Annotated in this window: 21 protein-coding genes; 12 read left to right on the top strand and 9 right to left on the bottom strand. The window is 59.1% G+C overall.

Annotation, left to right across the window (positions count from 1 at the left end):
* Positions 1–2: 2 nt before the first annotated feature.
* The 8 genes from A6U86_RS15880 to A6U86_RS15915 form a co-directional block, all read right to left on the bottom strand.
* A complete protein-coding gene (locus tag A6U86_RS15880) occupies positions 3–821 on the bottom strand; it encodes an ABC transporter ATP-binding protein (RefSeq protein ID WP_068392897.1) in 819 nt (272 codons plus the stop codon).
* Complete coding sequence (locus A6U86_RS15885) at positions 818–1807, bottom strand: ABC transporter ATP-binding protein (protein WP_068392900.1); 990 nt, start codon at positions 1805–1807, stop codon at positions 818–820. The genes A6U86_RS15880 and A6U86_RS15885 overlap by 4 nt, the downstream gene beginning before the upstream one ends.
* 2 nt (positions 1808–1809) lie before the next feature.
* Positions 1810–2667 carry an ABC transporter permease gene (locus A6U86_RS15890; RefSeq protein ID WP_068392903.1) on the bottom strand — a complete coding sequence of 286 codons (858 nt, stop codon included), beginning with the start codon at positions 2665–2667 and terminating at the stop codon, positions 1810–1812.
* Between the two features lie 4 nt (positions 2668–2671).
* Positions 2672–3661: an ABC transporter permease gene (locus tag A6U86_RS15895; protein ID WP_068392906.1), complete on the bottom strand. Its 990-nt coding sequence runs from the start codon at positions 3659–3661 to the stop codon at positions 2672–2674.
* Between the two features lie 115 nt (positions 3662–3776).
* Positions 3777–5675, bottom strand: coding sequence for an ABC transporter substrate-binding protein (locus A6U86_RS15900; protein WP_068392910.1), 1899 nt, complete (start codon positions 5673–5675; stop codon positions 3777–3779).
* A 125-nt stretch (positions 5676–5800) separates the two neighbouring features.
* Complete coding sequence (locus tag A6U86_RS15905) at positions 5801–7309, bottom strand: alpha-N-arabinofuranosidase (protein ID WP_068392913.1); 1509 nt, start codon at positions 7307–7309, stop codon at positions 5801–5803.
* Positions 7310–7530: 221 nt separating this feature from the next.
* Positions 7531–8457, bottom strand: a complete 927-nt coding sequence (locus A6U86_RS15910; protein ID WP_068392916.1) for a transcriptional regulator — start codon at positions 8455–8457, stop codon at positions 7531–7533.
* Positions 8458–8644: 187 nt separating this feature from the next.
* On the bottom strand, positions 8645–9145 hold the full coding sequence (locus tag A6U86_RS15915; protein ID WP_068392919.1) for an invasion associated locus B family protein: 501 nt from the start codon (positions 9143–9145) through the stop codon (positions 8645–8647).
* Positions 9146–9304: 159 nt separating this feature from the next.
* Here A6U86_RS15915 and A6U86_RS15920 point away from each other — a divergent pair, with 159 nt between their 5' ends.
* The 7 genes from A6U86_RS15920 to A6U86_RS15950 all read left to right on the top strand — a co-directional run bounded on the left by A6U86_RS15920 (position 9305) and on the right by A6U86_RS15950 (position 15431).
* Positions 9305–9727 carry a GNAT family N-acetyltransferase gene (locus A6U86_RS15920; protein ID WP_068392922.1) on the top strand — a complete coding sequence of 141 codons (423 nt, stop codon included), beginning with the start codon at positions 9305–9307 and terminating at the stop codon, positions 9725–9727.
* Positions 9728–9888: 161 nt separating this feature from the next.
* Positions 9889–10224, top strand: a complete 336-nt coding sequence (locus A6U86_RS15925; protein ID WP_068392927.1) for a hypothetical protein — start codon at positions 9889–9891, stop codon at positions 10222–10224.
* A gap of 144 nt (positions 10225–10368) precedes the next feature.
* Complete coding sequence (locus A6U86_RS15930) at positions 10369–10890, top strand: hypothetical protein (RefSeq protein ID WP_068392930.1); 522 nt, start codon at positions 10369–10371, stop codon at positions 10888–10890.
* A 114-nt stretch (positions 10891–11004) separates the two neighbouring features.
* Complete coding sequence (locus tag A6U86_RS15935; protein ID WP_068392933.1) at positions 11005–11499, top strand: histidine kinase; 495 nt, start codon at positions 11005–11007, stop codon at positions 11497–11499.
* 198 nt (positions 11500–11697) lie between these two features.
* The gene (locus tag A6U86_RS15940; RefSeq protein WP_068392936.1) at positions 11698–12720 is read left to right on the top strand and encodes an LLM class flavin-dependent oxidoreductase; all 1023 of its coding nucleotides are present in this window, start codon (positions 11698–11700) and stop codon (positions 12718–12720) included.
* A gap of 47 nt (positions 12721–12767) precedes the next feature.
* Positions 12768–13706 (top strand): alpha/beta hydrolase, encoded by a 939-nt coding sequence (locus A6U86_RS15945; RefSeq protein ID WP_068392939.1) that lies wholly within the window; start codon positions 12768–12770, stop codon positions 13704–13706.
* 222 nt (positions 13707–13928) lie between these two features.
* Positions 13929–15431, top strand: a complete 1503-nt coding sequence (locus A6U86_RS15950; RefSeq protein ID WP_068392941.1) for a globin-coupled sensor protein — start codon at positions 13929–13931, stop codon at positions 15429–15431.
* 65 nt (positions 15432–15496) lie between these two features.
* Here A6U86_RS15950 and A6U86_RS15955 read toward each other — a convergent pair whose 3' ends face one another.
* The gene (locus tag A6U86_RS15955) at positions 15497–16375 is read right to left on the bottom strand and encodes a LysR family transcriptional regulator (protein ID WP_068392947.1); all 879 of its coding nucleotides are present in this window, start codon (positions 16373–16375) and stop codon (positions 15497–15499) included.
* Between the two features lie 169 nt (positions 16376–16544).
* Here A6U86_RS15955 and bla point away from each other — a divergent pair, with 169 nt between their 5' ends.
* From bla to A6U86_RS15980, 5 genes are all read left to right on the top strand, one after another.
* Positions 16545–17438, top strand: a complete 894-nt coding sequence (bla, locus tag A6U86_RS15960) for a class A beta-lactamase (protein ID WP_068393999.1) — start codon at positions 16545–16547, stop codon at positions 17436–17438.
* A gap of 69 nt (positions 17439–17507) precedes the next feature.
* Positions 17508–18737 carry a class C beta-lactamase gene (gene ampC / locus A6U86_RS15965; protein ID WP_083196848.1) on the top strand — a complete coding sequence of 410 codons (1230 nt, stop codon included), beginning with the start codon at positions 17508–17510 and terminating at the stop codon, positions 18735–18737.
* A gap of 544 nt (positions 18738–19281) precedes the next feature.
* A complete protein-coding gene (locus A6U86_RS15970; protein ID WP_068392949.1) occupies positions 19282–19680 on the top strand; it encodes a hypothetical protein in 399 nt (132 codons plus the stop codon).
* A 204-nt stretch (positions 19681–19884) separates the two neighbouring features.
* A complete protein-coding gene (locus tag A6U86_RS15975) occupies positions 19885–20574 on the top strand; it encodes a GntR family transcriptional regulator (RefSeq protein ID WP_083196886.1) in 690 nt (229 codons plus the stop codon).
* Between the two features lie 67 nt (positions 20575–20641).
* On the top strand, positions 20642–22156 hold the full coding sequence (locus A6U86_RS15980) for a putative N-acetylmannosamine-6-phosphate 2-epimerase (RefSeq protein WP_068392954.1): 1515 nt from the start codon (positions 20642–20644) through the stop codon (positions 22154–22156).
* Position 22157: the final 1 nt, after the last annotated feature.

Genomic DNA, 22157 nt, shown 5'->3' on the forward strand with positions numbered 1-22157 from the left:
GCTTAGGATACAGGCTCTATATCCGGGCTGGCGGAAAGGACGGCCTCCTTCAAGGCGCGCGAATAGGGATGCTGCGGATTGTCGAGCACAGCACGCGCACCGCCTTCCTCGACGATCTCGCCCTTCTTCATGATGATGATGCGATCGCTGATGTAATAGGCGGTCGCCAGATCATGGGTGATGTAGATGATGGACAAGCCGAGGTCCCTCTTCAGCTGGCTGAAGAGATTGACGATGGCCATCCTCAGCGAGGCATCGACCATGGAGACGGGCTCGTCGGCGACCAGCAGCCTCGGTTGCGGGATCAGCGCGCGTGCAATGGCGGTGCGCTGCAGCTGACCGCCCGACAATTCATGCGGAAACCGGCCTTTCACTTCGGCAAGCGTCAGGCCGATATGGACAAGCGCCTTATCGGCCATGCGTTCGATATCGGCCTGGCTTGGCCTGACACCGTCAGGTGAAAAATTTCGCGCTGTTTCAAAAAGATAGCGATCGACCTTCTTGAGCGGATTGAACGCCTCGAACGGGTTTTGAAGGACTGGTTGCACCTCACGCATGAAGGCGCGCCGCTCAGCCTTCCCATGAACGGCAACGGGCCGGCCGCGAAAATTCAGGCTACCCGATGTCGGCGGCGTCTGGCCGAGGATCATCGCAGCAATGGTCGATTTGCCCGAACCGGATTCGCCGACGATGGAGAGGATTTCCGGCTCCTCCCCGAGCCTCAGGCTGACATCCCGGACAGCCGTGACATGTCGGCGGCTCAGCATACCGCCCTGGCGGTAGAGCTTGGTAACATGCGAAAGGGAAAGCAGGTCGCTCAAATCTGTGCTCCTGTCACGGCAAAACAGGCGACGCGACGATCCTGCTCGACCGTCACCATCGGCGGCGCTTCGCGGCTGCAGATATCCATGCGCTTCGGACAGCGCGGGTGAAACCGGCACCCTTCCGGCGGCATGGCGAGATTGGGCGGCCTGCCCTCAAGCGAAGGCCGGGTGGAGAGATCGCCTATGCGCGGCAGGCTCGCCACCAGATGCTGCGTATAGGGGTGCAACGGCATGTGAAAAAGCTTGCGCGTTGGCGCCTCCTCGACCAAACGCCCGGCATAGACGATGCCGATGCGATCGGAGACGGCGGCGTGCACGCCCATGTCATGGGTGACGAACAGAAAGGAGGAACCCATCTCGCGCTGGATCTCGCGGATCATCTGCAGGACATCGCGCTGAACGATGACATCGAGCGCGGTCGTCGGCTCATCGGCGATGATGAATTCCGGCGTCAGGATAGTGGCGAGCGCAATCGTCATGCGCTGCCGCATGCCGCCGGACAATTCATGCGGATAGGCGTCGAGGAGGCCGGCGTCGAGTTTCAGGCGCTGCAGATGGGCTGCAACCCGATCGAAGAAAGCCCCGCGATCGACCTTCATGTGGCGAAAGGCAAAATCCGTGAACGAGTGGCGAATGCGCCGGACAGGATTGAGCACGTTCATCGAGCCCTGCATGATATAGGAGAGATGCCGCCACCGAAGCGCCGCCCGCTGTTCCGGTGTCATGGCGTAGATATCCTGCGTGGCGCCGTTGAATTGAAATTTGACCGAGCCCGAAACCACCCGAAGCGGCGGCCGGATGGCGCCGGCAATGGTCTTGATCAATGTCGTCTTGCCGCTGCTCGATTCGCCGGCGACGCCGTAGATCTCGCCGCGACCGATCCTCAGACTGACATCGTCCACGGCGCGCACCTCGCGATCGACGCCATAAAGGAAGGCCCGGTAATATGCCTTGAGGTTGTTGACCTCGACCACAGCCTCCATTCCTAGCCCCCCATTCGGTTCAAACGACTGCGCGGATCATTGTATTCGTTCATGGACATCGACAGCAGGAAGAGCGCCATGAACAGCACGACGATGGCGGCGACCGGTGCGGCCACCCACCACCAGGTGCCGGCGATCAGCGCCGAATGCGCATTCGCCCAATAGATCATCATGCCCATGGTCGGCGTCTCGATATCGGTGAAGCCGAGCACCGAGAGCGTGATCTCCATGCCGATCGACCAGATCATGTTGTTCATGGTCGTCGCAAAGACGATCGGCAGGACATAGGGCAGATGCTCCTGGACGAGGATCTTGGACATGCTCATGCCGGAATAGACGCTCTGTGTGGTAAAGGGCCGCGTCTTCAGGCTGATCGCCACCGAGCGGATCAGACGCGCATCATAGGACCAGCCAAGCGAGGCCATGACGATGATGAGCACCGTCCAGGTCATCCCGTCCTTCAGCACGAAATAGAATAGGATCAGCAGCGGAAACTGCGGGATGACCATGATGCTGTCATTGATCGCCATCAGCACCCGATCGACGACGCCGCCGGCATAGCCCGCAACCAGTCCCACCACCAGCGAGATGATGCGTGAGAGGAAGGCGACACCGATACCGAAGTAGAGTGTATTTCGGAGCGCCGTCGTGAGCTGCCAGAAAACGTCCTGGCCACGAGAGGTCGTGCCCAGCCAATATTGCCCATCTGGCGGCATGTCCGGGGGCAGCAGATAGATATCCGATGGGCCATAGGGCGAGAAGTAGGACAGGACCACCAGCCCGACGATCACGGCGAGCAGCAGGAGACCGAAGAGGAATTCGGTATTCTGGCGGGCAAGGTCGCGAACGATCGTCAACATGGCCCTACTCCACCTTGATGCGCGGGTCGATCAGCGGACCCAATATGTCGATGATGAAAACGGCGGCGGCGACGCCGGCAATCGACAAAGCGCTGAGCCCGAGCACGAGACTGTAGTCGCCGGCATGCACGGCCGAGATCAGCAGATTGCCGATGCCCGGATACCCGAAGACGATTTCGGTGAAGACGGCGCCGAGCGACATGGCAAGGCCGGTGAACTGTGGCACCATGGCATTGCGGGCGATATAGGAGCGCAGGATCCTGCGCTTCGGCACGCCCCCGAGCTCGGCGAAGACGACATAGTCCTCGGTGATGATATTGGAGACGAGCGCGCGCATCCCGATGAGCCAACCGCCTGTCCCGACAAGGATCAGCGACAGCGCCGGCAGGATGGAGTGGCGGAGAATATCAAGTACCAGGGAAAAGGACAGCCGCAGATCGGTGTTCATCTCATAGCCGCCATTGATCGGCAGGATTGGCCAGAGATAGCCGAACAGGATGATGAGCACGAAGGCCAGGATGTAATAGGGGATCGGCTGCATGGCGATGAAGACGAGGCTGACGGCCTTCAGCACCATGCTCTTGCGGTAATAGCCTGCAAGCGCACCGATCATGTTGCCGAGCACGAATGTGATGATCACCGAGACGCTCATCAGGCCGATCGTCCAGGGCAGTGCCCTTGCGATGATAGCCGATACCGGCGTCGGAAATGCCGAGAGCGACGGCCCGAGATCGCCTGTCGCGAGACGCCCCCAGAAATGCAGATATTGCTGCCAGACCGAGCCTTCGAGCCCATAGAGCTCACGAAGAGACTGGCGCATCAATTCGACGGCGCGAGGGTCGGACTGTCCCATCTGCTGTATCGCGCCGATGCTTTCCTCGACGGGATCGATCGGCGTCATATGGGTGATGAAGAACGTCGCGGAAATGCCAAGGAAGACAACGAGCAGGAACTGACCAAATCGCTTCAATACGAACACTGGATAGGACGTCATGCTGCCGTCTTCCTTGCTGCTTGCGCTTTATCTGTCACTGAAAAGATTCGCCGGACGTGCCTAATGTCCGGCGAAAGGTGCCTGACGCGGCAGCTGCCGCATCAAGGTGGGAGATCTACGGCTGCGCCGGCTTCAGCTTGACCATCATCAATCGGGAATTCGCCCAATTGGGAACGGGGTCGGTGTAGGGGTCCGATATGGTCGGATAGCCCTTCCAGTAGGTCGTATCCATCGAGGTGAAGACATTATAGGACATCAGCGGGATGGTCGGCATTTCCCTGGCGACCAGCTTCAGATAGTCCTTGCCGAGCTCGATACCTTTCGGATCATCGGCACTCACGCGGCGAATATTCTCGATGATCTTGTCGAGTTCCGGATTGGACCAACGCTGCCAGTTGCGTGCCGCCTGGTTTTCACCCTTCTTGGCGACGAAATCCGAGTGCCAGCTGTCGAGGAAGAAGGACAGGTCTGGATCGCCACCCCAGGTCTCCACGCTCCAGGCGATGGCGCATTGGAAATCGCCGGTCGCCAGCCCCTGCCATACGGCTGAGGACGGAACGGCCTTGGCATCGATGCCGAAAGCTGCCCATTGTTGCGCGATCAGCGTGCCGGCGCGGGTGAAGACGGAACGTGTATCGCCCTCGACGGTCATGCGGATCTTGAAGGGCTGGCCATCCGGTGTCATCCATTTGCCGCCAACCTTCTTGAAGCCGGCCTTTTCCAGCAGTTCGGCAGCCGCCTGCGGATCGGGCTTCCACCAGCCATAGCCAAAGGCGGCGCTGATGGCGGCCGGATCGGTCGGGATCTGATCCTTGTATTTCGGCTGCTTACGCAGCATATCGGCAATCTGCTGGCCGATGGTCGGATCATAGGGCTTGATCTTGCGTTTGCCGGTGTCGACCTCGAAATTCTTCAGCCAATCCTGCATGGGCGCCTGATAATCCGTCATGGCAATCGCCGTTGGCGGGACGCCGAGCGCGGACAGCGTCGCAGCGCCGCGATAGCTCGCCATGTCCACGGCCCTTATGTCGATAAGCAAGGCGAGTGCCCAGCGCACATCGGCATTCTGGAACAGCGGATCCTGATTGTTGAAGATCACCGCCGGCAGGGTCGGATCGGGATGGGCGAAGGGGAAGCCGGGGAACCAGCTTTCAACAGTCTTCGACTTTTCCTTCAGCGTGAACATGCCCTCTGGCGTGTTGTCGTGAATGATATCGAGGTTGTGCTCCAGCTGGGCGATGGTGCGCTTATCCGGCGGGCCGGGATCGACATAGGTGACGTATTTCGGAGCGGGCTCACCGAAGCGGCCAAGCGAGGTGCGCTGCCAGTCGTCACGCTTTTCCCAGGTGTACCATTTGCCCTGCGGGTCAAAGGTCTTCAGCTTGTAAGCACCGAGCGAGACCGGATTGGCGAAATCATAGCGAACGGGATCGGCGACCTTTTCGAAGACATGCTTCGGCATGATCCAGGCGCCATTCCAGCGCACCGTGAAAATGGCATGGAAGCGCGAGTTCGGCTTCTTCAGCTTGAAGACGACTGTATAGGGGTCCGGAGCTTCGACGCTTGCGACCTGCACCGAGAAAGCAGCGCTCCAGTTCATGCCCGGATGGTCCATCTGCGTCTTGACGGTGTAGACGACATCGTCTGCGGTGAATTCGACGCCATCGCTCCAGTACAGGCCTTTGCGCAGCTTCACCGTCATCTGGGTGAAGTCGTCATTATATTGCGGCTTGTCGGCGGCGAGCGAATTGTCCCAGGCCGAGCCGCCCAACCCTTTCTCGGGGTCGATGTACCACAGCGTGTCCATGGTCAGCTGCTGCAGGCCGGTCGAAACGCCGCCGCCGCCATTGACCCAGACGTTGAACCAGCCGGGATTCTTGATCGTTCCCTCAGGATTTTCGACGATCAGCGTCTCCTTGCGGGGCAAGGCGGTATAATCTTGAGCCTGGGCTGCCGCGATGAGGCCGAACGTGGCCAGTGCGACGCCGAAAGCAAGCTTCTTCCACTGCTGCATGATCTCCTCCCATTGTTATCGATTGTGCGCTGCGCCTGAGCCGTGTCGGGCGGACCGCGATTTTTCCCCTTATGCTTTCCAGGCCAACCGGGACCGCCTCCTCGCGATCCCGTAGCCGCCGACCGTCATACCGACAGCCGGATCACCGTGTATGAGAGCGGCTTCAGCGTGGCGCGGAGCCGGCCATCTTCCACTTTCGCATCACCCGTGCTGGTCGGGACGACAGCATTCGGATGGGATGCCGTATTGGTCGCCTGCAGGTCCGGATGAACCATCTCGTGCTGCTCGACGACACGCGCGCCGGCAAAGCCTTCCAGCCGGGTGTCGAGATCGAGCGAACTGTCGGGATGGCGGTTGACGGCAAACAGCGTGACCATCTTGCCCACCTCGTCGTGAACCGCCGATACATCGAGATAGGGCACGTCATCGGCCTCGTCGCTGTCATAGGTCGGACCGTCGGTGACCAAACGCAGCGCGTAGCCACGGCCATATTTCGAGGCAAAATAAAGGGGATAGTAGATGGTCTGCCGCCAGGCCGGGCCGCCATCCTCCGTCATGATCGGCGCGATGACGTTGACGAGCTGCGCAATGCAGGCGATGCGCACACGGTCGGCGCGGCGAATGAAGGTATTGAGGATACCGCCGACCTGCAGCACATCCTCGAAATTATAGACATCCTCGAGCAGATGCGGCGCATCCGGCCATTCGTTCCGCGCCAGTATGTCCTTGTCCTGCTGGTTGGAATGATACCAGACGTTCCATTCGTCGAAGGAGATGCCGATCGTCTTCTTCGAGCGCTTCTTCGCCTTGATATAGTCGATGACGCCGCCGATGGTGACGATGTAGCGATCGAGCTTTTCCGCCTTGGCGAGATAGTTCAGCGTGTTCTTCTCGCGGTTGGCGAAATACATGTGCAGTGAGATGTGATCGGCGCTGTCGTAGCACTGCTCCAGAACCTGAGCCTCCCAATCGGGGTAGGTCTTCATATCGGAATTCGACGAGCCGCAGACGACCAGTTCCAGCGATTTGTCGAAACCGCGCATGGCCTTGGCCGTTTCATCGGCGAGACGGCCATATTCATAAGCGGACTTGTGGCCAACCTGCCATGGGCCATCCATCTCATTGCCGAGGCACCAAAGCTTCACATCATGAGGATCGGCCCAGCCGTGCTTGCGCCGCAGATCCGACCAGTAGGTGCCGCTGGGATGGTTGCAATATTCAAGGAAGTTTCGGGCCGCATCCAGCCCGCGTGAGCCGAGATTGACGGCCAGCATGGGCTTTGTATTGGCCTTCTTGCACCAATCGACGAATTCGTTGACGCCGATCTGGTTGCTTTCACGCGTCCGCCAGGCAAGATCGAGCCGAACCGGTCGCTCGGACCGGGGGCCGACACCATCTTCCCAATTGTAGGCCGAAACGAAATTGCCGCCCGGATAGCGGCAATAGGGCGAGTTGAGCTCGCGCACGAGCTCGATCACATCCTTGCGAAATCCATTCTCATCGGCGGTCGGATGACCCGGCTCGTAGATGCCGCCATAAATCGCCCGGCCCAGATGCTCCAGAAAAGAGCTGTAGAGCCGATCATCAATGTCGGCAATTCGGAAATCGCGATGGATCACCACGTTCGCCTTCACGGCTATCCTCCCATATATATCATATATCTCGTTCTTATACGTCGATCTTGATATACTTTTGGAAGGTCGTCAACGCGGCCGGAATGCGAAATAGTCCAAAAACAGCTGCAAAAGCAGTCTTAAATCGGCGAAATTGCACGCAAAAACAAGCGATTATAAAAAATATGACTTATCGGGAAATTCCACCAGCTATCGGCTATATATCACAATTCAGGATATAATTACGCCAGATCGATGCGCATCAGGATATCTCGGCCATAATTGCCGAAGCCACGGCCGAAGATGTTGACGCCGCCGGTGTGGCGAGCATCCTCGGCTATGCCGATTTTCAGACGAATCGAAGAATGCTGGCTGATGGCCAGGTCGTCTATGGTCACATCAGATACCGCGACGCCGTCGATGAAGGTACCTTTCTTCGAGATGCGCCAGGTCTTCAGCTTGCCGTATTGCGACCCCTCAAGCTTCCACCAGCCCGGCGTGAACGCCCCGCGCTTGTCGCCATAGTCCCCCGGCGAGGTCCACGTACCGACCGCAACGCCATTGACCCAGATTGTGATGTCTGACGGCCAGTCAGGATTGGTGCCGGGCACCTCCGACGACAGCTCCATCGAGAACTCAATGCCATTGACAGCCTTGTTCAAGATCTTGGCGTTGTTCGGAAATTTGTATTCCACATGCCCGCGACCGAACCACAACAGACCAGCCTGCATACGCTGCGGATCAAGGAAATAATCGGGGACGTCGAGAAGCCCGATCACGCCTTCCGTCGAACACAGGCCGCAGGGCGCATGGGTCTCGCAGCTTGTGTAAAGGCCGATCGGCATAGCGACCTCGATCACGTCCTCGACGCGCTTGAAGGCCGGCTCATCGAAACTCAGGAGAATCTCATCGTAAAGCGCCGTGCAGATCTTCTGGTAACCCTTGCGGGCCTTCGCTGCCTTGGTTTCGACAAGGCCAGCCTCTTCCAGGATCATAATGGCAGTGGCGACGGTCGATTGCGGCAGGTCCAGTTCCCGGGCGATTTCATTGACGTTCATGGCGCCCCTGGCGCAAAGCAGCTTCAACATGTCGATACGCGCCGGCGCCGAAAGCGCCCGTAAAACCGCCGTGTTTTCACCCGCATAAATTGTCAGAAAGCCGCGCTTCATCGAATCCTGAATGCCTCATCAATGAGTTTCATTTATATCAGGATTTTTGATTTCACAAGAGGTAGCCGGAGCAACTACCCGTTCGGCGCCCCGGCACGTGGCCGGGGCGCCCAATAGCTATCCATGCACGATCAAAGACGATCGCCTGGAACGGACAGGTGTAAACGCTAGTATTGGGCGAAATGCCTCATTTGCAGGTTTCAATTCGCTTCAATGCTGCCGTGATGCCAGAAAGCGAATAGGAGTAGCTTGTGGCCGTGCCTCGCTTCGACGTCGCCTGCAGTTCCAGCTGTGCCCCACCCTTCATGGCGTTGACCATAGAAGGCTCCTGCGTCTCGTCCGTAACCCAGCCATGCCGATACTTGGTGAACATTGGAAATGTCTTGTCACCGACCGACGCAACCATTGCCGCGCCATCTTTCAGATCATAACCCATTGCAGCTTCTGGAACCAATTTATTGCCCGGAGACGAGCGTGAGACGATAAAGAAATTACCGCCATGATCGACGCTGGAAGGTTTCTGCGCGATCGGTCGCGATACGACATAGCAACTAACGCTGTCGCCGGATTTAAGGGAATATGCGCCCCAATTATCGAACTGATCGATACGAACGGGCACGTCGGCATGCGCCATCCCGGCGCTGATTGCCACGAAGACCAGAGCGGGGGCGAAATTTCTTACAAACATAGTTTCCTGCCATTTCTTGTTTCAAGGACATTGAAAGCGAGAGATGTACTCACACACGCAACAGTTTCGGTGCGGTGCGTTATCTGATTGTTAACGTGTCGGTTAAAATTTGTTCATGTTACAGGTCTGGCGGGTATCTGGTTCCAGGGGAGACTAAAGGTGGCAAGCGCGTCTATTGTAGTATTGGACAATCCGTCGGACGCGGATCGCCGTGCGATTCTCACGCCCCTGGATGCCTTCAACAAAACCAAGGCCGGTGACGAAAACTACGAACCGATCGCGATCGTCCTTCGGGATGAGGCCGAAAAAATCGTCGGCGGGCTCTGGGCGCAGCTCTATTTCGACTGGGTCTTCATCGAGCTGCTCTTCATTCCTGAAAATCTGCGCGGCGAAAATCTCGGAGCAAGACTGCTTTCCCAGCTGGAAGAGATCGCAAAGGCAAAAAACTGTGTCGGCGTCTGGCTAGACACATTCAGCTTTCAGGCACCGGGTTTCTATGAGCGGCAGGGCTACGAACGCTTCGCAACCATGGATGACTATCCGAAAGGGATGGCACGTTTCTTCTTTCGCAAGGTCTTTTGAGCTTCCTTCGCCAAAGGTCCGACACAGGCTCCTGACCGATACCTAACCCGCCATGCTTGCGCCCAAAAATGGGCCTGACGCCACGCGCAATTTATATGGCTCCCGGGCGTCCAAAGTTTTAAAACAATAACGTGGCGTTTTTGGACTAAAGGATTAATTCGATGACGAAATTTCGCTTCGCCCTCGCGGCGTCGGCAGCATTCTTTTGCCTCGCAGGCGTTGCGAGCGCGGAAGACCTGACCTTCACCCTCAAGAACGGTACCAAGTCCGTTCTCACCAACTTCTACACCTCGCCGGTCGGCGTCAACAATTGGGAAGACGATGTCTTCGGCAAGCAGGTGCTGAACCCCGGCGAGAGCATGGACATCACCATCGGCGACGGGCGGACCGTCTGCAAATACGACATGAAATTTGAATTCGAGGAAGGCTCCAACCTCGATACGACGACCGACACTCAGAACCTCTGCGAGCTCGGCACCTACACGATCCACGAATAAGACGAGCCGGGAAGCGTCGACACCAACCAAGCCGATTGATGCAACTCGCGCGCGGTTGGGAACGAAACAATGAAAACCATGCCGGCCTTACCGGTTTCCGGCGCTTCCCGGTATGAAATAATATCAAGCTGATTGGAGAATGCGATGCGGCAAGTGCTTCTATTGATATTTGCGATATCGTTTGCCGCCGTCGCCCATGCCGATCCATTGGCAGATCTGGCGGTGGCGCAAAAGGCAGTGATCGAGGCCTGGAGCAAGGTGCCGTTCTCGCAGCAGAACGTCACCTTTGTCTCGGAGCCGTCGACCGGTTACGGGGTTTACAAGAAGCGGGACTCGAACGTTTTCAAACCCGGCGAACCGATCCTCACCTATGCCGAACCGATCGGCTACGGCTGGAAACCGCTTGCGGACAACCGCTACGAACTTCACCTCGTTGCCGACCTCGCCATTGTCGACGCCAGCGGGGATGTCGTGTGGAGCAAGAAGGGCTTCCTGGACAGCACCCTTCAAAGCTACAAGCAGAACATGGAGTTCAAGCTCGACATGACCCTGAACGTCGACGGTGCTCCGGCTGGCAAATACAAGCTGCGCTATACGCTTTATGACATGACCTCGGGAAAGACGAGCTCCTTCGATCAGGATTTCGAGATCGCTTCGGCCGGCTGATTGATCGGCCGTGCTCCTTGAGCGGCCGTTTCTAGACTGCCGAAACGCTACCAATCTCGCGCATCGGCCGAGGTTGAACAATGACCAACAATACAAAGACAGAATGGAAGCCCCATGAAAAAGATACTGCTCATCGCGGCCGCGCTCGCGGCCTTTCCAATGCTCGCAAATGCCAAGACGCTCGCCTTCCCGAGCGAAGCGCCGATTGCCAGCGTCACCATCCCCGACAACTGGAAGCCGCAGGAAACCGAGACCGGCATCGACGCCAATTCGCCTGATGCCGCCATCTACTTCGCGCTCGATGTCGCCAGCGGCGACAATGTCGAAAAGGTGATCGGCGATGCCGTCGATTTCCTCGACAAGAACGGTGTGAAGATCGACGCCAGCACCCGCAAGGACGACGACAGCAACGAAGTCAACGGCATGAAGATGTCGATCCTGAACTGGCAAGGCACCGATGCGGACGGCCCCGTCAACATCAATCTCGGCGTTCTCTCTCCGGCACCGAACAAGATCCTCGTGCTCACCTATTGGGGCTCCAAGGACGATCAGGCCAAGCACGAGAAGGAAGTGCTCGACATCATCGGCTCCATCAAGCCCGCGAAGTAATGATCTCTAAACGGCCACCGCGGCGCAGCGGCGGTCGATTGCAACGATCTTCCTGGGTTCGCCGTATCGGCGGACCCTTTTCTGTTTGATACCGGGGGCACTCCCGGCATTGGCAAGATACCTTCACACCGCTTGTATCGGCGGCCAAAATCATGTCATGACACAAAGCTGAGCGAACCAGAGCAGCGGAGCGGGACCATGAAGAAGATCGGATTCCTTTCATTCGGCCACTGGACGCCCTCGCCCCAATCGCAAACGCGATCCGCAGCTGACACGCTTCTTCAATCGATCGATCTCGCTGTCGCCGCCGAGCAGCTGGGCGCTGATGGCGCTTATTTTCGCGTGCATCACTTTGCCCGCCAGCTTGCCTCGCCGTTTCCGCTATTGGCCGCCGTCGGCGCCAGGACCAGCCGCATCGAAATCGGCACCGCCGTCATCGACATGCGTTACGAGAACCCGCTTTACATGGCGGAGGATGCCGGCTCGGCCGACCTGATCGCCGGCGGCCGGTTGCAGCTTGGCATCAGCCGCGGCTCGCCGGAACAGGTGATCGACGGGTGGCGCCATTTCGGCTATGCGCCGGCAGAGGGCGAAAGCGATGCAGATATGGGGCGCCGGCACGCCGAAGTCCTGCTCGACATCCTGCGCGGCGAAGGATTTGCCAAGCCCAATCCTCGCCCGATGTTTCCCAATCCCCCCGGCCTTCTGCGCCTGGAGCCGCATTCGGAAGGCCTGCGCGAGCGGATCTGGTGGGGCGCAAGCTCCAATGCGACCGCCAAGTGGGCCGCCAAGCTCGGCATGAACCTGCAGAGCTCGACGCTCAAGGACGACGAGACCGGCGAGCCGTTCCATGTCCAGCAGGCAGATCAGATCAGGATCTACCGCGAAGCATGGAAGGAAGCCGGCCACAAGCGCGAGCCACGGGTCTCGGTGAGCCGCAGCATCTTCGCGCTGGTCAACGATCTCGACCGCGCCTATTTCGGCAGCAGCGGCAAGGAGGCGGACCAGATCGGCTTCATCGACGAAAAGACGCGGGCCATCTTCGGCCGCAGCTACGCTGCGGAGCCCGACAAGCTGATCGAGGAACTGGCCAAGGATGAGGCGATTGCGGCGGCCGACACCCTGCTTCTGACGGTGCCCAACCAGCTCGGCGTCGAATACAACGCTCATGTGATCGAGGCGATCCTGACCCACGTCGCACCGGCTCTCGGCTGGCGCTGATCGCTCGGCCATTGATCCGGTTTGAGTGCAAAACGGAGTGGAGCTCGATGAAGCGCTTGGGTATCGTCTTGGCACTGCTGGCGGCAAGCGGGATCGCACAGGCGAAACCGATGATCTGGCAGGCCCCGGAAGGGCTTACACAAATCACGCTATGGCCCGGGGCAGTCCCGGACGCACCGCCTGTACGGGGACCGGAGGATGTCTCCGTCAGCACGGAGCTTATAGCGGGAAAAACCGTGACCAACGTCACCAATGTGACCAACCCAACGATCACGGTCTACCCACCCAAGGGAAAGAATACCGGAGCGGCGTTGGTCGTGGTTCCAGGAGGAGGGTTCCAGGTCCTTGCGATTGATCTTGAAGGCACCGAGGTCTGCGATTGGGCTACCTCCATCGGCATGACATGCGTGCTGTTGAAGTATAGGGTTCCGAGCGCACCATATGTCTGGCAGTGCGATTGCCGCCCCCATAATCTAAAGGTATCGCAGCCTTCGTTGCAGGATCTGCAGCGAACAATGGGGCTGGTGCGCGATCACGCGGATCAATGGCACGTCGACCCCCATAAGGTTGGCGTTCTGGGGTTCTCGGCTGGCGGTTTCCTTGTGGCGGAGATCAGCTCGCTATTCGAGCACCGTCTGTATCCCCAGGTAGACAAGGCTGATAACGAAAGCGCTCGGCCGGATTTCGCCATAGCCATCTATCCCGGGCATCTTGCGAACCGGGACGACACGTTCAACACTAACATTCCGGTATCCAGTCTTACATCGCCGACATTCCTGGTTCAGGCAGAAGACGATTATGAGGATGGCATCCATCAGTCGCTGGCTTACTACGCCGCGCTGTCGAAAGCGCATGTGCCGGCTGAAATGCACCTTTACGCAAATGGAGGCCATGCATTCGGGCTGCGGCGGAATGAGCTACCCATCACGGACTGGCCAGCGCAGGCCGCACTATGGTTGCACACGATCGGCATCATGCGGAACTGAGCGACGCCAATGCATCGTCCCCAATGTAAGATGGGCGCCACTCGGCCGTGGCCTTTCCTGAGCATGGAGTCGTTGATCGAGGTGACACGCCAGGGAGCTCTTGCAGTCAATGCCACCTGATCTTGCGCGGCACTCCTCACCCCGAAAATGGCCAGCAAATCTAATGAATTATTAACCATGGCCGTGCCCTAACCTCTTGTAATTTCTTTACTGGAGCAGACCATGGTGCATGCATCGAAAATGAACGAGCTGAACGATCGGCTCGACTTTGTCGGACTGGGGCAGGACGCCCGTCAGGCCCTTGCGGAGTTGCAGCCGATCATCGAGCTTGCCGTCAAAGATTCCCTTGACGTCTTCTATGAGAAGATCGCCAAGCACCCGGCAATGTCGAAATTTTTCTCGTCGCAGCAGCATGTAGCCCATGCCAAATCCAAGCAGCGGGAACACTGGAAGACGATCGCATTGGGCCAATATGGCCCCGATTATGTCGAAGCAGTCTCGGCTGTCGGCAGGACCCATGCACGCCTGGGGCTGGAGCCGCGCTGGTATATTGGCGGCTATGCCGTGATCCTCGAGGGCATCGTGCGCTCGGTCGTCGCACAGCAGCTGAAGGGCGTGCTGTTGCGCAAGCACGAACAGGCTCTCGCGCGCCGCCTGTCCGCCATCATCAAGGCAGCGCTCGTCGACATGGACTACGGCATTTCGGTCTACCTGCAGGTGCTGGCCGATGAGCGTGACAAGGCCGAAGCCGAGCGCGCAGCGGCGCAGCAGGAACAGGAGCGTGCCCTCAACGCACTCGGCCTCGCCTTGACCGGCCTGGCAAACGGCGATCTGACGGCAGAGATCACGGAAACCCTCTCGGCCGAATTCGAGGTCCTGAAGAGCAATTACAACGAATCTCTCGCCTCTCTTGGAACGGCAATGCGGCACATAGACGATTCCGTGACCCGCGTTCGCGACGAGGCCGGCTCGATTTCATCGGCTGCGGACAATATGGCGAGACGCACCGAGCAACAGGCTTCTGCGCTGGAGGAAAGTGCGGCGGCCATCGAGCAGATCACCACGATCTCCGAACAGACGGCCGAACGGACGCGCGAAGTCCAGGCAATCGTCAAGGAATCAGCCTCGGAGGCCGAGCGGTCCCGGGATGTCGTCCAGCAGGCCGTATCGGCCATGGACGATATAGAGACTTCGTCGCGCAAGATGACTGATATCATCTCCGTCATCGACGAGATTGCCTTCCAGACCAATCTGCTGGCACTAAACGCCGGTGTCGAGGCTGCACGGGCCGGCGAACAGGGCAAGGGCTTTGCCGTCGTCGCACAGGAGGTCCGCGAACTGGCACAGCGCTCTGCTGCTGCCGCAAAGCAAATCAAGGATCTGATCGACCGCTCCTCCAACGACGTTCGCCGCGGCGTGGAACTGGTCAACCGTACCGGCGAAGCGCTGGAGCTCATCGGTAACCAGGTGGCCTCCATCGACAAGAATGTCGGCGCTATTGCCCGCTCGACACAGGAGCAGGCCGTCGGCATCAGCGAAATCAACTCGGCGGTCCGCAACATGGATCAGATGACGCAGCAGAACGTGGCGCTGATGGAGGAAACGAATGCCTCGACCCGGCACCTCGCCGATATCAGCAACGAGCTTGCCGGTCTGGTCGGCCGTTTCAAGACGGTGCGCTCAGGCACGCGGACCGGTGCCGTGAGACTGAAGCTCGCAAGCTAGGCGTAGCGGCTCAGAGGATTCGCCAGCCCCAAGCAGTGCCCTGGGTTGGCAAGGATCTACGCCACCTATGATGGCAACTCGTCGATTTCGGCAATCAGCCATTGCCGGAACGCTTTCATCGATGCCGTTTCCCCACGCGATTTCAGGCGCGTGAGCCAATAGCTGCCGGTGACGGCCGTGATCTGGAACGGCTGGACGATCCGGCCCGCTTCGATCTCGTGCGAAAACATCGCAACAGGAACGAGCGCGACGCCGACGCCACGCGCGGCGGCCTCCACCAGCGTCAACGACGAATCGAACATCCAGCCGCGAAGATGGGGCGTCGGGAGGCCTGCCGCCCTGAACCAAAGAGACCATTCGTCGAGCCTGTAGGAGCGCAGCAGCTCAGCCTCCGCAAGATCGGCCGGCCCACGCAGATGCTCGGCGATCGCCGGCGTGCAAACCGCGGACAGAGGCGCGTCCATCAGATGGATCGCCTCGGTTCCATGCCAAGCGCCATCGCCGAAGCGCAGAAAGAAATCCAGGCCGTCCAACACCATGTCGGCGCGGTTGTTGTTGGTTTTCAGCCTGAGATCGACATGCGGATAGTGCGCTTTGAAGCCGCTCAATCGCGGCAATAGCCAGCCGATCGCGAAGGTGCCGACCACGCCGACTGTCAGTATCTCATCGAAATTGCCTTCCTCCAGCTGGCTCAAGGTGGCGCTCATACGGCGAAACGCGTCGGTCAGCACCGGGAGCAGAGCATGCCCCTCATCGGTAAGCGCCAGGCCTCGTGGGAGACGTTTGAACAGGGTCACTCCCAGCACGTCTTCCAGCGCCTTCACCTGATGGCTGACGGCCGTCTGCGTCACGCGAAGCTCCAGCCCTGCCCGCGTAAAACTGCAATGCCGCGCCGAGGCTTCGAAAACCCGCAGAGCGTTCAGCGGCAGTTGTGAAATGTCCATTGTGTCCTAAGCCCAAGTTTTTCTCATGACTAAGCCCAAAATTGATCGTTTGTCTAGGGCACGAAGCGGCGCCATAGTCTGCGTCGTGAGGTGATTGCAGGATCCCAATGACGTCCACGGGCTCCATCGCGCACGCCTCCACCCAATGAACATCGAAGTGGAAACAGGAATGACGATCCTATTGTCACGCCGGCAGACCCTTGCCGGCAGCTTGCTTGCGATTCCCGTTCTGGCAGGAGCAACGACGAATGGCCGCGCCGAGGAGAGCAGCAGTCAGCAAAAGCGGCTCGCCGCACTCGAGAGCAAATACCCCGGCCGCATCTGCGTGAGCATTCTCGACTTGGCAAGCGGCCGACGTGTCGATCATCGCGCCGGTGAGCGCATGCTCATATGCAGCACCTTTAAAACGTTGATAGCAGCCTTGGTGCTTACCCGCGTCGACAAAGGCGAAGAGAAGTTCGACCGGCGCATTGCCTATTCGAAGAGTGATCTTGTCGAAAGCTCTCCGGCAACCGGGGCTCAGCTCGAAACCGGCAGCATGACTATCGCGGAACTCTGTGCGGCAGCCATGACGCTCAGTGACAACACGGCGGCTAATCTTCTGCTCGCTAGCTTTGGCGGCCCCAAGGCTCTGACCGCCTTCTGCCGTAGCCTTGGCGATGATATCACCCGGCTCGATCGCACGGAGCCCACCCTGAATTATCACGATAAGCCGGACGACCAGCGCGACACCACGACAGCCGCCGCAATGCTGGAAAATCTCCGGCGGCTTCTGTTCAGCGATCTGCTGTCTGCGGCTTCGAGATCTCAACTTGCCGCCTGGCTGATGACCAACAAGACCGGCGACACCCGCTTGCGTGCCGGCGTTCCGAAGGGTTGGCTGGCGGGTGACAAGACCGGGACGAATGGCGACAAGGATGGCAATGCCAACGACATAGCCGTTCTATGGCCGACAAATCGCGCACCGATCATCGTAACTGCCTATTGCGAGATACCGGGGATCTCCGCCGACGCACGCAATTCGATCATCGCCGAGATCGGCCGCATTGCCGCCGAGATCTGAAACAGCAGCCGCGTAACGGCGAGCACAGTCATGGCCATCCCTCTTCAATCCCCGCTCCGGCCGCCACGTATGCCATACGGCCAGCACCGCCAAAAGGATATCATCTTGAACACGCATTTCATTTCACTGCGGAAGCTTGGCGCCGTCGCCAGCTGCCTCTTCTATGGTGTTGCCGCGCACGCTGCCGATGGCAGCGAGCAGGCGCAAATGGAGCAGGCCGTCAATGCAATTATTCAGCCGCTGATGGCGGAAAACGATGTCCCGGGACTGGCCGTTGGCATCACCGTCAAGGGCAAGCGCTATACCTTCAATTATGGGGTTGCCTCGAAAGAGAGCGGCCAGAAGGTCACGGACGACACGCTCTTCGAACTTGGCTCGATCAGCAAGACCTTCACGGCGGCACTTGGCTCCTATGCTGAGGTCAGCGGCAAGCTGTCCTTTGCCGACAAGGCAACCAAATATCTGCCGGCGCTTTCCGGCACGAGCTTCGACAAGATAAGCCTTCTCGATCTCGTCACCTATAGCGCAGGCGGCCTGCCCTTGCAGTTTCCCGACGATGTGACCGACAACGACAAGATGATTGCCTATTATCGTAACTGGCGCCCGTCCTATGCTCCCGGCACCTATCGGCTCTATTCCAATACGAGCATCGGCCTCTTTGGCTATCTGGCGGCCCAAGCTATGGACGAGCCATTCGATACGCTGATGCAGGACAAGATCATCAGAGGGCTCGGCCTCAACAATACCTTCGTCCGCGTCCCGCCCGGCGAGATGGGCAATTACGCCTATGGCTATTCGAAGCTGGGCAAGCCGATCCGGGTGAACCCTGGCGTTCTCGACACGCAGGCCTATGGCATAAAGACCACCGCACCCGACATGCTCAGCGTTCTCGAAGCCAATATGGACAGCTCCAAGCTCGACCCGACGCTGCAGCACGCAATCGCGGCGACCCATGTCGGCTTCTACACGGTCGGCGATACGACGCAGGGTCTGGGTTGGGAGATCTACGCCTACCCGACAACGCTTGCCCGACTGCTGGAAGGCAACTCGTCGGACATGGCTCTCGACCCGCATAAGATCACCCGCCTCTCGCCGCCGCAACAGCCACGCAAGGACAGCTGGCTCAACAAGACCGGCTCGACAAATGGCTTTGGTGCCTATGCGGCTTTCGTTCCGTCCAAGCAGATCGGCATCGTCCTGCTTGCGAACAAGAACTATCCGATCCCGGAACGCGTCAAGGCCGCATACAAGATCATGACGGCAATCGGAAACCTGCCTGAGCAGAACGACGCGCAATAGCGGTATCAGCTGCAGGGTTTGCTCTGCCTGGCAAAAGACCGGCTCTCGGAAAAAACGAGGGCCGGTCACTTTCAGTTTATGGGTTGATTGCTATCGATTGCCGGAAGACTGGCGCGGGGCAGCGTCTGCGTGGGAGGCTTCTGTCCCGTTGAAGAATTCCTGCAGGAGCCGGGTAATCCGCTCTGGGGATGTGCCCTTGGCATATTCTTCCTGCATCCGGCGTCTTACTAACATTTCCAAGACTGACATGTCTTTCACCTCACAAATCCGGCGCAAGGCAAATGTCGCTCTCATTGGCATGCGAGGCAAGTTACAGTTTTTTCATGGTTTTAGCGGGTGACAATCCAGACTCGAATGCCTATGTATCGCACCGAAGAAAGAACGCTGTCTCCAATCACGGCGTGATTTTCCCCTCAATTGCCGAATACCGGCACATCAAAAAATTGAAAGCGGCCAAACGGTCGGTTGTTTGCGTTTCGTTAACTTCCGTGCTTTAGCGCGCACACCCCGGCCTTTGGATGAGGTCGCATGCAAGGAATAAATAATGCCCGTAAAGAAAAGCTCCGCCTCCGATGTTTTCCAACGCAAGATCTCGGATTTTTGCGATCTGCGGCTCGCGCCGCTGCTGCAGCCCCGCAGCTTCGAAAACCTCAAGGGCTTCATGATCGGGCTCGTCGTCTTCCAGTCGCGTCCTCCATTGCGCGCCGGAAGAGTAGACTGGCAGGAAATCGCATCGCTCTGTGGCATGGACGCGGAAATGAGCCCAGAGTTCAAGCGAGCGGCGCAGCCAGGTTTTGACGCTATTCAGCGCTGGCTGAGAGCGACCAAAACCCCCACGACGCCTATCGCACCTGTTTCTCGCGCCGCGCCCAAAGCCCCGCTGCGGGTCGCTACCAAGCCACGTATCACCATTCAGCCACAACGCCGCGCAGCCGCCTCCTAAAAGCCCTGGCGGAGTCTTTTCACCTTCTGCCCATCCCGGCATCTACCTACCCTCCCTCGACAGATCATCAAAAGCTGTTCAGAATAATACCAGTAGCGAACAGGATGAAAATTATCCGTGGTCGCTCCGTGGAAGGGTAGGTTCTCCTTGGCGAATGAAATTATAGAGCTGGTCAGAAGCGAATTCGCCTCCGGCACGCAAGGGATGCCGCTCTACAAGCGGCTCAAGACAGCAATCGAAGCGGCCGTCCGCAACCATGCGTTCAAGTCCGGCTCGGTACTACCGGGTGAACGGTCTCTCGCCGAAGCTCTTTCGCTATCGAGGGTTACCGTTCGCAAGGCGCTTGCCATGCTGGAAGAGGAAGGCATGCTCAGCCGGCGGCAAGGCGCGCGCAGCGAAATCGGCTCCCGGGTCGAGAAGTCGCTTTCCACGCTGACCAGCTTTTCCGAAGACCTGCGCGCCCGCGGAATGGAGCCCGGATGCATATGGCTCTCCAAACAGTTAACTCGTCCCTCGCCAACTGAAATGATGGCGCTCGGCATTTCCGCAAACGCACAGGTCTTGCGCATGCGCAGGGTGCGAACCGCCGATGGCGCTCCGATTGCGGTCGAGCATGCGGCGGTGCCGGTGCGCTTTCTCCCCTCGCCTGCTTCGGTCGGCGATTCCCTGTACGACGCGCTTGCCCAGCGCGGCTTTCTACCCCGGCGTGCCATCCAGAGGATGCGGGCGCGTGCGGCCTCTCTCGAAGACGCTCAGCATCTGCGTTGCGAGCCGGGAGCCCCGATCCTGACGACGGAGCGACGCTGCTTTCTCGGTGACGGCGAGATCGTCGAATATTGCGAAACACGCTACAAGGGCGAAGTCTATGATTTCGTCTTCGAGCTTCAGAGATAATACCAGTTTAAAACCGGTTGCTTTCTGGTAAGTGTCGTCTATCGTGGCGCTCTGAAAGGGGTGCCGAATGCGCAAGGAATATCTCAATCTAAGCCTCATCGTCTCATGCCAGCCCGTGCCTGACGGGGCGATGGACGAGGCAATTTTCGTCACCGCCTTTGCGCAAGCGGCGCTGGCGGCCGGCGCGCGGGCACTGCGCATCGAATCGTCAGCCTATGTCGCCGCTGTTAGAGCTGCCGTCGACGCGCCGATCATCGGAATCATCAAACGCGATCTCGATGACAGCCCCGTGCGCATCACACCCTTCGTCGCCGATGTCGAGGCTTTGGCTGATGCCGGCGCCGACATCATCGCCTTCGATGCGACCGACCGACCTCGGCCCGAAACGATCGAGACGCTTCTCGCCGCCATCAAGGCGAGAGGCCTGTTATCGATGGCGGATTGCTCGTGCCTGGATGATGCGAAGCGAGCGCTGGCGGCAGGCGTCGATTTCGTCGGCACCACCATGTCCGGCTATGTCGGCGGCCCCGAGCCGGTGGAGCCGGACATCGCATTGATCACAGCCATCCGGCAGCTGACGCCCTATGTGATCGCCGAGGGCCGCATCCGCACGCCGGAACAGGCGGCCGAAGCGGCGCGTGCCGGCGCTTGCGCCGTCGTCGTCGGATCGGCGATCACGCGCACCGAGCACGTGACCTCATGGTTTCGCGAAGCGATTTCAGCCGCCTTTTCGGAGCAAGATGCAGCAACGCTCGCCATTGATATCGGCGGCACCAAGATGCTTGCAGCGTTGGTTCACGGATCACGAGTTTTGGCCGAGGCAACCATCGCAACCAGCCGGGAGGCGGGACCCGACGCCTGGCTGGCGGCAGTCGCCGAACAGGCAGAGCCTTGGAACGGTCAGTATGACCGCATCGGTATCGCAGCGACCGGCCTCATCCGCGACGGGCATTGGTCGGCGCTCAATCCCGCGACGCTTGCGATCCCGGATGGCTATACGCTAGTGGCGAAAGCCAGCGCGCTGTTCAAAAAACCGGCCTTCGCTGTCAATGATGCCCAGGCGGCGGCCTGGGGCGAGCACAGGTTCGGAGCGGGCGAAAATGAAGACACCGTCTTCCTGACCATCTCGACCGGCATCGGTGGTGGCGTGGTGGTGAATGGACGCCCGTTGCTTGGTCTTGCCGGCCATTTCGGCCTGGTTCGTAGCCCGACGCTCGGCCAATCTCCGTTGGAAGACATCGTTTCCGGCCGCTGGATGGCCGCCGAATCGGCGAGCGTCGGACATCCAGCCGAAGCCCCGGAAATATTCTGGCAAGCACGCAACGGCGCCGCCTGGGCGCAGGCCATCATCGCGCAATCGGCGTCGCGCGTCGCACTCCTTTGCCGCGACATTCAGATGATGCTTGCCCCCAAGCGCATCGTCATCGGCGGTGGCATAGGCCTGGCGCCCGGCTATCTCGATGCCGTCGAGGCCCAGTTGGCGGGACTTTCCGCGCATATCGCACCACATCTGGTCGCCGCCAGCCTTGGCCCCCATGCCGGCATCATCGGTGCCGCCGATCTTGCGAGGCGCGATCGGTAAA

The sequence above is a fragment of the Rhizobium sp. AC27/96 genome (assembly GCF_001692325.1).
Lineage (GTDB): Bacteria > Pseudomonadota > Alphaproteobacteria > Rhizobiales > Rhizobiaceae > Rhizobium.

Coding starts and splice junctions, on each gene's coding strand:
- A6U86_RS15885 (WP_068392900.1), bottom strand. CDS start 1,807: ATGGAGGCTGTGGTCGAGGTCAACAACCTCAAGGCATATTACCGGGCC.
- A6U86_RS15890 (WP_068392903.1), bottom strand. CDS start 2,667: ATGTTGACGATCGTTCGCGACCTTGCCCGCCAGAATACCGAATTCCTC.
- A6U86_RS15895 (WP_068392906.1), bottom strand. CDS start 3,661: ATGACGTCCTATCCAGTGTTCGTATTGAAGCGATTTGGTCAGTTCCTG.
- A6U86_RS15900 (WP_068392910.1), bottom strand. CDS start 5,675: ATGCAGCAGTGGAAGAAGCTTGCTTTCGGCGTCGCACTGGCCACGTTC.
- A6U86_RS15910 (WP_068392916.1), bottom strand. CDS start 8,457: ATGAAGCGCGGCTTTCTGACAATTTATGCGGGTGAAAACACGGCGGTT.
- A6U86_RS15915 (WP_068392919.1), bottom strand. CDS start 9,145: ATGTTTGTAAGAAATTTCGCCCCCGCTCTGGTCTTCGTGGCAATCAGC.
- A6U86_RS15925 (WP_068392927.1), top strand. CDS start 9,889: ATGACGAAATTTCGCTTCGCCCTCGCGGCGTCGGCAGCATTCTTTTGC.
- A6U86_RS15930 (WP_068392930.1), top strand. CDS start 10,369: ATGCGGCAAGTGCTTCTATTGATATTTGCGATATCGTTTGCCGCCGTC.
- A6U86_RS15935 (WP_068392933.1), top strand. CDS start 11,005: ATGAAAAAGATACTGCTCATCGCGGCCGCGCTCGCGGCCTTTCCAATG.
- A6U86_RS15940 (WP_068392936.1), top strand. CDS start 11,698: ATGAAGAAGATCGGATTCCTTTCATTCGGCCACTGGACGCCCTCGCCC.
- A6U86_RS15945 (WP_068392939.1), top strand. CDS start 12,768: ATGAAGCGCTTGGGTATCGTCTTGGCACTGCTGGCGGCAAGCGGGATC.
- A6U86_RS15950 (WP_068392941.1), top strand. CDS start 13,929: ATGGTGCATGCATCGAAAATGAACGAGCTGAACGATCGGCTCGACTTT.
- A6U86_RS15955 (WP_068392947.1), bottom strand. CDS start 16,375: ATGGACATTTCACAACTGCCGCTGAACGCTCTGCGGGTTTTCGAAGCC.
- bla (WP_068393999.1), top strand. CDS start 16,545: ATGACGATCCTATTGTCACGCCGGCAGACCCTTGCCGGCAGCTTGCTT.
- ampC (WP_083196848.1), top strand. CDS start 17,508: ATGCCATACGGCCAGCACCGCCAAAAGGATATCATCTTGAACACGCAT.
- A6U86_RS15970 (WP_068392949.1), top strand. CDS start 19,282: ATGCCCGTAAAGAAAAGCTCCGCCTCCGATGTTTTCCAACGCAAGATC.
- A6U86_RS15975 (WP_083196886.1), top strand. CDS start 19,885: ATGCCGCTCTACAAGCGGCTCAAGACAGCAATCGAAGCGGCCGTCCGC.
- A6U86_RS15980 (WP_068392954.1), top strand. CDS start 20,642: ATGCGCAAGGAATATCTCAATCTAAGCCTCATCGTCTCATGCCAGCCC.